Annotated in this window: 8 protein-coding genes and 1 tRNA gene; 6 read left to right on the top strand and 3 right to left on the bottom strand. The window is 39.7% G+C overall.

Annotated features, from left to right (window positions below; genetic code table 11):
• Positions 1–110: 110 nt before the first annotated feature.
• Positions 111–1,667 (bottom strand): sugar porter family MFS transporter, encoded by a 1,557-nt coding sequence (locus ACKGJO_RS13620; protein ID WP_411323993.1) that lies wholly within the window; start codon positions 1,665–1,667, stop codon positions 111–113.
• A 402-nt stretch (positions 1,668–2,069) separates the two neighbouring features.
• On the opposite strand from ACKGJO_RS13620, the gene ACKGJO_RS13615 reads away from it, so the two are divergent.
• From ACKGJO_RS13615 to ACKGJO_RS13590, 6 genes are all read left to right on the top strand, one after another.
• Positions 2,070–2,143 (top strand) — tRNA-Arg (locus tag ACKGJO_RS13615).
• Positions 2,144–2,574: 431 nt separating this feature from the next.
• Positions 2,575–6,084, top strand: a complete 3,510-nt coding sequence (locus ACKGJO_RS13610; RefSeq protein ID WP_411323992.1) for a PAS domain S-box protein — start codon at positions 2,575–2,577, stop codon at positions 6,082–6,084.
• Positions 6,085–6,100: 16 nt separating this feature from the next.
• Positions 6,101–6,760: a response regulator gene (locus tag ACKGJO_RS13605; RefSeq protein ID WP_411323991.1), complete on the top strand. Its 660-nt coding sequence runs from the start codon at positions 6,101–6,103 to the stop codon at positions 6,758–6,760.
• A 218-nt stretch (positions 6,761–6,978) separates the two neighbouring features.
• On the top strand, positions 6,979–7,371 hold the full coding sequence (locus ACKGJO_RS13600) for a hypothetical protein (RefSeq protein ID WP_411323990.1): 393 nt from the start codon (positions 6,979–6,981) through the stop codon (positions 7,369–7,371).
• A 137-nt stretch (positions 7,372–7,508) separates the two neighbouring features.
• Positions 7,509–10,487: a PAS domain S-box protein gene (locus tag ACKGJO_RS13595; RefSeq protein WP_411323989.1), complete on the top strand. Its 2,979-nt coding sequence runs from the start codon at positions 7,509–7,511 to the stop codon at positions 10,485–10,487.
• A gap of 9 nt (positions 10,488–10,496) precedes the next feature.
• Positions 10,497–11,744, top strand: a complete 1,248-nt coding sequence (locus ACKGJO_RS13590) for a GAF domain-containing sensor histidine kinase (protein ID WP_411323988.1) — start codon at positions 10,497–10,499, stop codon at positions 11,742–11,744.
• A gap of 234 nt (positions 11,745–11,978) precedes the next feature.
• Here ACKGJO_RS13590 and ACKGJO_RS13585 read toward each other — a convergent pair whose 3' ends face one another.
• On the bottom strand, positions 11,979–13,820 hold the full coding sequence (locus ACKGJO_RS13585; RefSeq protein WP_411323987.1) for an ATP-binding protein: 1,842 nt from the start codon (positions 13,818–13,820) through the stop codon (positions 11,979–11,981).
• Between the two features lie 61 nt (positions 13,821–13,881).
• Positions 13,882–14,310: a SufE family protein gene (locus tag ACKGJO_RS13580; protein WP_411323986.1), complete on the bottom strand. Its 429-nt coding sequence runs from the start codon at positions 14,308–14,310 to the stop codon at positions 13,882–13,884.
• Positions 14,311–14,319: the final 9 nt, after the last annotated feature.

The following is a 14,319-nucleotide window of genomic DNA, read 5'->3' as shown; positions in this document are numbered from 1 at the left end:
AGCTGCCTGGACTTATGAAAGCCAACAAACTGTATTACACAAATTCAGGTATTTAGATATTCGGATTAATATTAATCTCCATTGTATCTTTTTGGCAAAGCTACTATAGCCTATTTTGCAAGATAGATTTCAAGCTCCTCAAGTGATTTCCCTTTTGTTTCAGGAACCACCCAAATAATGAACAAGAGTCCTGCTGCGGCAAAAATCCCATATATTAAAAAAGTAAGTGAACTGCCCAGATTGGCCAGCTCCCATGGGAACACAAGCTGAACCCCGAAGCTGACTCCGGAGTTGATAAGGCCAACAAATGAAATAGCTAAGCCCCGTATATAGTTAGGGAATATTTCAGAGAATAGCACCCACATAACCGGACCGATGGATATAGCAAAAGAGGCCACGAACCCAATAATTCCGATCAATATAAGTGTAGCATTGATATCTGTAGCCTGGGTGATAAGCTGTGACTCAAAACTTTGAGCCATATCCTCCCCTAAAGTATTTGCAAGAGCCTCTTTAAACGCCAGATCATTTTCATAGGTCACTCCTACCATCGGGCTTATCTGCTGCTGGTTGATGGCTTCAGGTAGTTCGATTACCGTTTCTGGCTGAAGCGTATAAGTAGCCTTATCAAACTCATAAGCTAGGATGAACATGCACAGCGCGATGCCCGTCAACCCAAATATGAGTAACGGCTTGCGCCCTACTTTGTCAATAAAGAGTATGGCAAGAACCGTAAACACCAGGTTTGTAAGTCCAACAAGTATAGCCTGCACAAAGGAAGCATCTGTCCCTATCCCCGATTGCTCAAAGATCATGGGGGCGTAAAAGAAGACCGCATTGATCCCGGTAATTTGCTGAAGTATCCCTATCACAACACCCACCAAAAGTACCAGCTTGAGCGCAGGTTTGAACAGATCAAGTATCGACCGCTTATCCTGATCTTTCTCAGCCTCAAAACTTTCTTTAACGGCAGAAAAAGCTTCCTGAGCCTTTTCCTTGCTATTTACTTTATTGAGCACTACCTGAGCCTCTTCATCTTCTCCTTTCATGATCAACCATCGGGGACTTCGAGGCACAAAGAACAGTCCTGCGAAATACAACATCGCTGGCAGGGTTTCCAGCCCTAACATCCATCGCCAGTTGTGAGCATCGATCTGCAGGGTGTGCACCCAAGATAGGTCAGACTTGCCCAGCTGCAGGATCATATAATTGGTAAAAAAAGCTACCGATATACCTAATACTATATTCAGTTGGTTCAGTGAGACCAGGCTTCCCCTGTTTTTAGCCGGTGCCATTTCAGCTATGTACATAGGAGCAACAATAAGTGAGGCGCCAACTCCCAGTCCACCGATCATACGCGCGATCACTAAAAAAATAAAAGACGGGGCTAATGCAGAACCTATGGCTGAAATGGTATAGAGTATAGCTGCGGCACTCAAAACGCGCTTTCTGCTGAACTTATCACTTAATGGGCCCGCAACCAACATGGCAATGGTAGAGCTAAGTGTTAAGGATGCAACTGCCCATCCCAATTCAATTTTGGAAAGATCAAACTCCAACTCAATAAATCTGTTAACGCCTGAAATAACGGAAGCATCGAACCCCATAAGAAAACCACCCAACGCCACAACCAGTGAAACTGCATAAACATATTTTTTATTTCGCATACCGAAAAATTCTATTATCGCTGGTTATAAGTTGAGACTGCTTCTCTTGAAAGTATTTGTTTTAGCAAAGGAAAGGAAATGAAACATAAAAACATACGAAGCAGTGTATTGAATTACCGTCATACTATGAAGTATAAATTAATTATTGATGAAGCTATTTTGATTTAAGCGTTAGCTTTTTTCGTTTGGTTTCTCGAAAGTATATTGATGATTTTGGATATAACTTGCTTTTATATTAGTCTTTTAACTTTTTTTGTTAAATAAATTAATCAGACCACAAAAACGGATGATCTTAAAAGATATATTCAGAGCTGATGGTGCTGAATGCTGGTATTTTTACTGCACCGAAAATAAATTGCCCTGCTGTATATAACTTCTTATCTTTAGTGCTCTCAAATAATTGCACCCGTAGCTCAATTGGATAGAGTACCTGACTACGAATCAGGCGGTTGGAGGTTCGAATCCCCCCGGGTGTACATTCCTGATCTTCTAGCCATCTCCCAACAGAGATGGCTTTTTTATTATGTATCCTTTCCACTCTCATTCGCGCACAGAATTACTCTATTTTATTCTTTACTTAAATTGACTTATAACTACCGAAGCGTAATAATCCTGCCTAAAACCTATTTGAACGGCACTTTAAGGGCTAAAATATTTTTTCACTTTTTTTGTAAGGAATGGCTTTGAGATCGCTCTGACTTTATGGTCAAGAGAACCAGTTTGGGTAATCGTGGGTGCAAGTACAACCACCCTCGCCTTTTAAAGGTGGGGGTGGTTTTTTATTGATACAATATTCCCTGCCAACACTTTCACATCTTTTTCTCAAATGGGATTAAAATTGTTTGGTGTTTGCTCCATAAAGCACTTAGTTTATTCTAAAAGTTAACTGAATTAATGCATTTAAATCATGCTCCGGGCCCCTGATCTATTAAAGCCAAATGCGCTCTCTATTACTTTCTTGTATCTTGTGTTTGCCATGCTCTGGATCCTGCTTTCAGATCAATTTTTGATATGGCTAACAAAGGATGCCCAGCTTATTTCACAGTATCAAACCATAAAAGGCCTTTTCTATGTATCAGTAACAGCCTTGTTTCTGTACTATCTTATATATCTAAGTAACGAGCGCATTTCAACTGAAAAGGAACGGATCGACACTGCATTATTTGCGGCAGGAATGGCGACATGGAGTATTGACCTTAAAACAAATGAAATTCAACGCTCCGAATTTCATCACAAATTGTTTGGTATTACAAAAAACCCTGTAAAGTGGGACCTTGATAAATTTTATTATGCCATACATCCTGATGACAGAGACTACGTCAGTGAAGAACTTGAAAAAACTATTAACAGAGAGAACCCGGGTTTTCAGGTTAAATACAGGGTGGTCACAGAAGATAACGAAATTCAATGGATGCATAGCCGCGGCAACCTGGTTTACGACGAAAATGGTAAAGCCACTCATCTGTCAGGCGTGGTAGCTGATATTACTGAACAAAAGAAACTGGAGGACGAGTACCAAAGGGAAAAAGAACTGTTCGAGAGTGTTTTCAGGAACATTCCCGTGATGATCGGTATTACCTCAGATGAAGGTAAAACAATCCGCGTAAATAAAGCATTTGAAGATATTACAGGTTTTACTGAGACTGATCTGGAACAACCAAGCATTATGGAGTTTGTCTATCCTGATGAAAATATGCGAAGAAAAGCATGGAAATCTATCGATAAGGCTGATGGTAGATTCCGGGAATTTGAAACCCTCACTAAAGACGGAGAAGAACGCATTCAGCGATGGGCCAATATCAGGATATCTGACGGTAGCACAATCGGCATAGGCATGGACATCACCGACCTAAAAGCCTCTCAAACTGAGATAAAGGAATCGAGGGAGCTGTTAAAAAAGACCTTTGAAAGCCTTCAGGAAAGCGTGATCATTCTCGATCCTGAAATTCGAACCATCAGCAACTGTAATAAAACGACCTGTGAACTCTTTGGATATACCGAGGATGAACTCATAGGGAGTTCTACCCAAATACTCCATATAGATGATTCCCATTACAAGAAATTTGACGAAATGGGAACTGACGACCTGGAAAAAAGCGGAGTTTTCAGGACAGAATTCAAGATGAAAAAGAAAAACGGGACCGAGTTTTATTCAGACCACACGGTCTCTCTCGTAAAAAATGAGGAAGGGAAAATTGAAAAAGTAGTAAGTGTGATAAGGGATATCACCGAAAGAAAAAAACATGAGAATAAACTTCAAAATTTAACCGAGCGCTACCGAAATGCGGAAAAACTTGCCAATTTTGGACATTGGAAACGAAATCTAAATACAAACGAGTCTACAGTTTCAGAGGGCTTTTATAAGATCGTCGAAGTGGATCCAAAAGAAGAAGATTTCAATTTCGACCTCTTAAAACGTGTCATTCATCCCGATGATTTTGATTTCTTTTTAAATGCCATTGAAAGATCATACACAACAGGCATTCTGGATATCCACTACCGCATTATTAAACAAAAGAGCGGCGATATTGCCCATATTCATGAATTAGGCCGCATTGATGAGGATGAGAACGGGGATCCTTACATGATAAGCGGTACAGTTCAAGATATCACCGAAACCGTGGAATATCAGACCCGACTCCAGGAATTGGCAGAAAGGTATCGAAAAGCTGAAGAGATAGCTGACTTTGGGCATTGGTGGAGAGATATTGAAAACGACCATGCTATATTTTCTCAGGGATATTATGATATTATAGGTTTGAAACCCGGTCAAATGGACTCCGATTTAGATAGCTCTTTAAAGCTTATTCACCCCGACGACAGATATGAATACCGGGAAGCTTTTAAAAATGCCCTTGAGTCTGGAACACTGAATATTCGATACAGGATCATCAAACCGGACACCGGAGAGATCGGTTATTTTCACGAACTTGCTGAAACTGAGTATGATGATGATGGCAACCCAATTGCCATAAGTGGCACTATACAGGACACCACAGAACGCGAAGAGTTCCAGATCGCTTTAACACGACGTAACAAATTCATCGAAGCCACCCTTGAGAACCTACCTATTGGAGTTGCCGTAAATCTGATCGACACAGGAGAAGTTACGATCATGAATAGGAAATTTTCTGAGATCTATGGTTGGCCAAAAGAGGTTCTGACAGATGTGGACACCTTTTTCGAAAAGATCTACCCGGATGAAGCACACCGTAAGCGTATGGTTGAAATGGTAGCCGCAGATATGGCATCCCGGAATCCAGAACGAATGAACTGGGAGCACCTCAGAATTACAACCCGACAAGGAAGTGAAAAGCTTATCAACGCCAAAAATATTCCTTTGTATGAACAAAACCTGATGATCTCAACCGTGATTGACGTGACAGCACAGGTTGAAGCTGAAGAAAGGCTGGCTGAATCTGAACACAATTACCGTCTCCTGTTTCAAAAGAGTCCCCTACCCATGTGGATCTATGATCCTGAAAGCCTGAAGTTCATCGAGGTCAATGATGCTGCTATAAAACATTACGGTTACTCCCGTAAAGATTTTTATAGCATGACCCTGCTCGATATCAGGCCTAAAGAAGATCGAAGAAAATTTCTTAACATCGTTAAAATACATGCTGAGCGTAATGTAACTGATACAACCGAGTGGCGACATATTACAAAAGACAAGGACATTATTGACGTTCGGATCACCGGTTCTTCCATAAATTATTTTGGCAATGATTATCGCTTAATTTTAGTCAACGATATAACCGAGCAGAAAAAAGCGGAAGAAATGGTTTTAGCCTCTCTTGTAGAGGGCGAAAATAAGGAACGGGCAAGAATTGCTCAGGAGCTTCATGATGGACTTGGTCAATATCTGGCGGCAGCCAACATGAATCTAAATTCTGTACAAGATGAAGCTGACGCACTGAGTGATCGTAAAAAAGAACAATTGGAAAATGGACTCAACCTTTTACAATATGCAGTAACTGAAACGGCTCAGATCTCAAGGAACCTTCTTCCGAGGGTTGTCGATGACTATGGTCTTGCACTGGCCGTTCAATCTCTTGTAGAAAGCCTTAAAAAAACCTCAGGCATCGATATTAAATATTATCATAATATCGAAGACCTTGAACTTGGAAGAGAGTTGCAGTTCAATTTATACCGGATAAGTCAGGAAGGGTTATCAAATGCTGTGAAATATTCTGAAGCTGATGAGATTAATATTCAGCTTATTAAGGATAAACTTGATTTGATTCTCTCAATTGATGATAATGGCATAGGATTTGATGTTAATGCTGACGATTTTAAGCCGGGTTTAGGCCTGCAAACCATAAAGACAAGAGCAGGCGCATTGGGGGGGACTTTCGAATTTGACAGCAAACCAAACAGGGGTACGTATCTTAGTGTGGTAGTACCGATCAAATGAAACAAATTATCGGATCATGGCAAATATAAAAATAGGAATTGTAGACGACCATAAGATCGTGCGTGACGGCATCAAGATCATGGTTGAAGACCATCCCGGCTTTGATATTGTTTGTGAAGCTGAGAATGGAAAAGTTGCCGTAGATTTATGTACCACAAAATCTCCTGATGTTATCATAATGGACATTACCATGCCTGTGATGGATGGTATTGAGGCGACTCGAATCATTAAAGAGAGCCACTCTGATATCAAGATCCTTGCTCTTACAATGCTTAGTGAAGATCAGCACATACGTAAGATGATAAAAGCCGGTGCCTCCGGTTATATTCTAAAGAGTTCAGGTAAGCAAGAACTTATTACAGCCATTGAAACTATAGTTGACGGTAAACACTATTTCAGTAACGACGCCACTCAGGCTATCCTTCAGGAGCTTGTGACACCTGATGTGAATAAAGTCAATGATGAGGATGACGTTCACATTACTGAACGTGAACTTGAAGTCTTAAAATTGATCGTGAATGAGTTCACCAATCAGGAGATCGCTGAAAAACTATTTGTGAGCGTAAGGACCATCGACGCTCACAGAAGAAACCTGCTTCAAAAGACTGGAGCAAAAAATACAGCCGGTCTTGTTAAATATGCACTAAAGAATAAATTATTCAGCAATAATAGCTAAAGCCGACACACACATGCCCCCAATCCCTTAGATTGACTTTCTTATCGAACCTGAGTTCTTTGTTTTGATCACCGCCTATTATTTAAACTTCCACCTAGGTATAAACACCTAGTTCTAAAAATTAAAAATAGGCCCTACCACCTATTCACCTTCACCTCACTTTGCAATAGATTGGTAGTACGTAGAAACAGTCTCAAAACAGGGTAGGGGATTGGGTGTTGAAGATTGCATACATAGGGAAAACAAATCAAACGAATAGTTTTATTTGTGAGACTATTCAGTCGAATTATTCAGCCGTCATTACTTTTCATAAACCGGACGATCTGTTTAAAGAGCCTGAAATATTAGATGATAAGTCACTTGATCTTGCCATACTTGATTTAAATTCATCATATGGTAACGGTAATGCTCTTCAAAGCATCAAAAAGATCAATCAGTATTTAGTCACTTCACCCCTTCTGGTAATGTTTCCCTTAAACTTTACTTTCATCGAACCGTTGATAGAAGCCGGGGCTAATGGCGTCATTTCAAATACCCCTACAGAATATGAGATCACCAAAGCCATTGATAACCTGCTAAACGGAGATGATTATTTCGTTGAACCCAAGTAGGTAAATAAACCTAAGCGTTTTAAAAATGAATTGCGGTTTTACACGTAGTTTTAAAATTAGGCTTTTCACGTCATTCATTTGGTCTATCAGTGTACTAGTTTATGGTCAATTAATTATGGTTAAGTATCGGGATTAGAATGAAAAGGGACCAAGACATTTACACAAATATTGAGATGGATAGCCTGAGTGCAAGCTTACTTAATGCACTTGACTCACAGGTGGCTGTACTCGATGATCAGGGTACTGTAATAGCCTATAATAATGAATGGCATAATTTCAGGCAGAGTCTTGAAAACACCTGGTGCCACCCGGGATTGGGTGTAAATATTTTGAAGAACCTGCAGGCACCTCTTGCTGATGGTAACGATTTCGCACTTCGATTTTTAATTGGTATTAAAGAAGTACTGGGGCTGGAAGTAACTTCTTTTGAAAGTAAATGCTTTTTCAAGGATGTAAAAAAAGCCCCGTTTTGGTTCAAGGTTAAAGTATCACATTTACAGAATCAAAACGGCGCCATCATTATGTATGATGACATTAGTGATCAGATCAAGAGCACACGTTACTTAAAGGAAACACAGCAAAAATTTGAAAGTCATTTTCATAACAGTCTGTATGGAATACTTGTAGCTGATGAGAACAAGGTGATCATTGAAGCAAACAAAGTTGCCTGTAAGCTTCTTGAAACAACGATTGATGATGTGACCTTTTCTAACGTGACCAATTTTCTGGATCTGGATATGGACGTTGATCATCTTCAGAAGAAGATCAACCGTGACGGTAATATGATCGGTGAAATTGAGATAACTACTGCCAACGGCAACACCATTCCTGTTGAAATGAGCGTCACTCTCTTTAGGAATGAAGACGGAAAATATATTACGAGCTGGGCTTTTAATGATATTTCCGAGAAAAAGATCACTGAAAAGACATTAAGACAAACTGAACAACAGTACAAATTACAGTTTAACAATACCCTGGAAGGTATCATTATAGGGAGACCCGATGGTCAGATGTTAAATATCAATCCGGCTGCCTGTGATATTTTAGGCTACACACAAAAAGAGCTTGAAGGAAAACATCGAGATATCATATTTGATACTGAACACCCATTGAATAAAAAGGCTCTACAAAAAAGACGAAAAGATGGCAGCTTTGTCGGTGAGGTTGTTTTTACACATAGAGAAGGTTACCACATTCCAGTGGAGATCGGTACTGTTATATTCGCAGCTGAAAATGGTTCTGAAAAGTCTATTATCAACATTAAGGATATTTCAGAACGCAAGTCTGTTCAGCAACAGCTCATTGATGAGAAAGAATTTACTGAATCGGCTATTTCTATTCTCCCAACCGCCTTTTTTGTTTTTTCTACTGACGGCGAGATGATACGGTGGAATGATATGCTTGAGGATGACCTGGGTTACAGTGCCAGGGAACTTGCCCGCACTAACGTAATGAAGTTAATTCACCCTCATGATAGATATAAACTAAGAGAAATACTTGGGAAGCTTTCAGGGGAAAAAGTCAGCATTAACGTACGTTGTATCTCTAAGAATGGGGAAATTATTAATTACCTCCTCAGAGGAACCAGTTTTGACCAAAATGGAAAAACTTATATTGTAGGCGGCGGTCTGAACCAAAATGATTTACTTGAAATTGATACTGAGCGCAAAAGAAACGCAGAACTGCTTACTCAGCTTTTCCATAATTCTCCTATAGGTATTGTTCTTATTGACGCTGATGGAAAAATTTTAGAATCAAATGACAGCTTTGAAAAGACATTTGAATACAAAAAAGAAGAATTAAGGGATCTTACCTTAACAGAAGCCATTGTTCCGGATTATATGGATAAGCAGGCTCAATCTTTTTCTAATCAAAGCTTCACTGGACAAGCATTCCAATCGGAAGCTATACGGATCACCAAGAATGGTAAAGAAGTACCCGTACTGATCGGTGGAGTACCTGTTGAAGTTGATAATGAGGTCATTGCCATTTATGGTATGTATGTTGATATCTCAGAGCGAAAGAAACTTGAGGATCAGATACTTGACTTGTTAGAAACCGAGCAACAAGCTCGCCTTCATATGCAGGATATGTTTGAAGAAGCACCTACAGCCATTGCAATGCTGGAAGGAGATAATCATACATACAGCTTTGTGAATGATAAATACAAGGAACTTATCTGCAAGGAAAACGTAACAGGTAAGACAGTGAGTGAGGTTTTACCTGAATTAAATGACCAGGGCCTTACCAAAATGCTTGATACCTGCTATAACGATGGGAAAACACATACATTCAATGAACGAGCTGTTTATTTCCACAAGGAAAACAGCCTGGAAAAAGAAAATTACTACCTGAATTTTGTATATAAACCACTCCATGATGACAAGGGAGACGTATACGGAATATTTGTTCAAGCGGTGGATGTGACTGAACAGGTTAAAGCCAGAAATCTGATCGAGAAATCCCTTCAGGAGAAAGAAACCTTGCTAACTGAAGTACATCACCGGGTAAAAAACAATCTGGCTATCATCTCAGGATTACTGGAGCTCGAAGTCATGAGTGTAAATGATAAAAAAGTCAGTAAACACCTTGATTCTACACATTCTAGAATTAATACGATCGCAAAAGTACATGAGTTATTATATCAAAGCGACAGCTTATCACACGTTAGTTTCAAGGAATATATTAAAAGTGTACTCTCTAAGAACAGCAAGCTAATGAAAGGTGAACACCCATTGATCTCAGACTTTGAGCTTGATGATGTACATCTCAATGTAAATCAGGCTATTCCTGTTGGTATTCTTTTAAATGAAATCCTAGAACATCTGCATGATACTTGTATAGAACCTGATAATTTATCAGAAGGTCAATTGATCTTTAAGATGCGTGAAGAAAAGAATAACGTCATTATTGATCTGTTGGACCCTCTCCATCGTGTATTGGATTTCCAAAAACCCGGCTCTGAATTGAAACACACATTGCGAAATGAACTTATAGAAGTTCTTTTAACACAGATCTATGGAGATATTAAAATCTCTGAGGGAGACCAGAGTCTTCTTACACTTTCATTCCCGAAAAGCGAAGCTAAAGGTCCGCATAATGCTTTATATAATTAGAATGAGAGCATGAAAAATATGTATTTGCTAAAACAACATTACCACCAGATCGCAGAAAATGCTCCTACTCCAGACATTGAGTCTAAAAGGCAAGCCAAACTTGAAGAATACGGCATCATTGATACCCTCCCGGAGGATGAATTTGATTCTCTTGTTGAACTAGCTGCAATGATAACAGATTCGCCCATATCGCTAATGAATCTTCTAACTTATGACAGACAATGGACCAAGGCAGCTCACGGTATGGAGGTTGAATCTACCCCACGCTCTGAATCTGTATGTCAGTACACTATTCTCGACGAAATAAATTATGAGATCGAGGATCTTGCCAAAGATGAAAGATTTTCAAGTAAATCCTATGTTAATAATGAACCAAATTTACGTTATTACAGCGGTCATCCGCTTCGCACATCTGATGGGTACAACCTTGGAGCCTTATGTGTACTGGATACAAAACCAAAGAAATTAACTGAAGAACAGAAAAGGGGTCTTAAAACCATTGCCAACGAGATCATGGCAAGGCTTGAGCTCAAGAAGAAGCAGCAGGAACTGAAACGACTCAATAAAGAAAAAGACCATTTTCTGCGTGCTGTAAACCATGATATAAAAAGTCCGCTAAATGGGATCGTTAGTTCTACCCACTATTTGCAGAAATTGTGGGAGGGCGACAAAGATGAGTTAAAACAGATCTTATCGATGATAGAACTAAGCGGAAGGAAATTGATTAACTACACCAGTGAATTAGTTACTAACTCTATGGAACAAGGTGAAACAAAACTCATTCTTGATGAAGTTGAGATCGAAGACCTGATCCAGGATGTGATCAACATATACAACCCACTTGCAAATGCCAAAGGCGTGAATATCAATTCACATTTCAGTACTCCCGGCACCTTTCATTTGGATAGCGAAAAATTCAAACTCATTGTAAGTAATCTCATATCTAACGCACTCAAATTTTGCCGTGAAGGGGATAACATTACTTTAGATATAAAGACATCGGGCACTGAGCACAAAACGCTTTATATATATGTTTCTGACACCGGCATTGGAATCCCTGCTGAATTTCTACCGGATATCTTTGAAAAGAATAAAAAGCATCAGCGCCAGGGAACCAATGGTGAGATAAGTACCGGTATGGGTCTTCCTATTGTTAGGAAATATATTGAACTCCACAACGGAGAGATAAAAGTTGAGAGTATCGAGGGCATGGGAACCACTTTCAAAGTAAACATTCCGGAGAACCTGCCTGCATAAGAATTTCATTTGTACCCCGAAAAACCCAAGAGTCGCTCCCTGATACGGGGCGGCTCTCATTTTTAAACAAATTACTGAGCTTTATTAAACAGGATTTGTTTCAGAGTCTGCAGTTTTGAAAGGCATGGGAAAACCATCTTTCACATTTGCATTCCGAACAAGAATATCATTTGTACCCCGAAAAACCCAAGAGTCGCTTCCTGATACGGAGCGGCTCTTTTTTTATGCAAACTGCTAAGCTTTATTTAGCACGATCTGCGCCAGTTTCTGTTCAAGTTCTGCTGGGTTGAAGGGCTTAGTAACAAAATCATTCATTCCTGCAGCATACACATGTTCACGCACCTCTTTTAATGCTGCAGCAGTGAGAGCAACAATTGGTACTTTACGCTTGTAAGGGTCATCCAGCTTTCTGATACGTTCCGTTGCCTCATAACCATCCATTTCAGGCATCTGAAGGTCCATAAGGATCATATCAAAATTACATTCCTCTATAGCATCAACCGCTTCTTTACCATTATTAACGACCTTCATATCCACTTCCCAACGTTCCAGAAATCGCTTCATCACTTTCTGATTGACCAAATTATCTTCTGCCAGCAATATCTTCATTCCCTTCAGCAGACTTACATCATGGTCTTTATTATGGCCTCCATTTTTTCCTAAATCAACATCTTCTGCAATACCGAAATCAAGCTCAACAATAAAAGTACTTCCCACGCCTTCTTCACTCTCTACTGTGATCTGCCCACCCTGCAGCTCCGTCAGTTGTTTGCTTATAGTGAGTCCTAATCCGGTCCCCCCAAATAAACGCTTTGTATTTTGGCTGGCCTGTGTAAAACTTTCAAATATCGTGTCTATTCGATCTTTATCTATTCCGATACCTGTATCAGTTATTAAAAACTGAAGCTTAGCCAAATCAGGAGCTTTTTCCGTTGCACTGACCTCGAGTTTGACCTCCCCTTCCTCAGTAAATTTGAGAGCATTGCTGAATAAATTATTCAAAATCTGTGTGAGTCGCGCCGGATCACCGATAAGACGGTTTGGAACGTTGTCATTTATCTCAATTTCCAGACTGATCCCTTTGTTTTTGGCTGTCGTCCTGAAACTTTCAAGTATCACATTTACCAAGTTACTCAAGTCAAATTCAATGTTTTCAAACTCGATCCTTCCGGCCTCGATTTTTGAAAAGTCCAATACATCATCGATCAGAGATAAAAGCGTTTTACCTGAAAAATCTAAAATATTTATAGGTTCCAGTTGATCTTTTCGGGGATCATCCTGCTTTAACAAGTGGGTCATACCAAGTATGGCGTTCATCGGAGTTCTGATCTCATGACTCATTGTAGCTAAAAACTCAGACTTTGCTTTCGTACTTTTTTCCAACTCAGTTGTAGTCTCCTCTAACTGATTGATGTAGTTCTCCAGCTTCTCTTTCTTAACACTTAGTTCTTCATTGAGCTCTTTTTCCTTTTTCAGGAGCTCTAATGTTTGCTGTTCTGCATTCTCTTTGAATTGGGAGAATGTATTAAAGATAAGCCATGTAGTAACAAAGGATCCAGTTAACACAGCCCATCGGACCAGGGAAAAGCCACTGGCCGACATGTTTATCCTTTCAAATATTATATAGTCTAATATAAAATAGGACAAGATCGACAAAAGAATACCGAGATTTCGCAAGTGTATCTGGGTATTATCAAATAGTAGAATAGATAATCCCATGGCGGGAATAAAGAACGCCTGGATCATTGCATCATCACCAAATACGGAACTGAGAATAATGATACCGATATCAGCATAAGCAATAAGAAGAATCTTGGAAGCTTTTTCAAAACCTTGTCTTGCCAAAAGCGGGATCAAAAGAAATGCGATTGCTTCAGACAGAAAAAACCAGGTTAGGGAAACCGATTCATTGATCTGAAAGGCAACAAGAAAAAGAATGGAAACACCAGCAAGAAAGAAAGAAACAGAGTTGAGAATGGACATACTGGCTTTAGACCCAATAACCTCATTTTCGGCTCTCAGGTCTTTTCCCAGAGCAATATCCGAGATTCCAGTCAAAGAAAACTTTTTGCTCATATCCATAATCCTTCCAATTAAGCCATGAAGTAAAGCAAATTACACAAATCTAACAATTAGATTACGATAACGTTTCACTGGACTTAAAAGCCATAGCGTAGATCTTCATTTGTTTGATCATAGAGGCCAAGCCATTGGCACGGGTGGGAGAAAGGTGGCTAGACATTCCTATTTCCTCAATAAATTCGGGTTTTGTGTTCAGGATCACATCGGGTTCTCTCCCAGAATAAAAACGAATCATCAATGAGACCAATCCTTTGGTTATTGCAGCATCACTGTCAGCTTTAAAGGTCACTTTCCCCTCTTCCATCCTGGCTGTAAGCCAAACCTGACTTTGGCAGCCTTTAACCAAGTTATCGTCTATTCTGTCTTCTTCAGGAAGCGGATCTAACTTTGTGCCAAGTTTGATGATATACTTATATCTCTCCTGCCAATCCTGCAGAAGCTCAAACTCTCTAATGATCCGATCTCCGGTTTCTTTTATATCCATTTTTATTTT

It is taken from the genome of Gracilimonas qinghaiensis, assembly GCF_046602855.1.
Lineage (GTDB): Bacteria > Bacteroidota > Rhodothermia > Balneolales > Balneolaceae > Gracilimonas.
The sequence above is the reverse complement of the archived record's forward strand: the minus strand, read 5'-3'. Positions and strand labels throughout refer to the sequence as shown.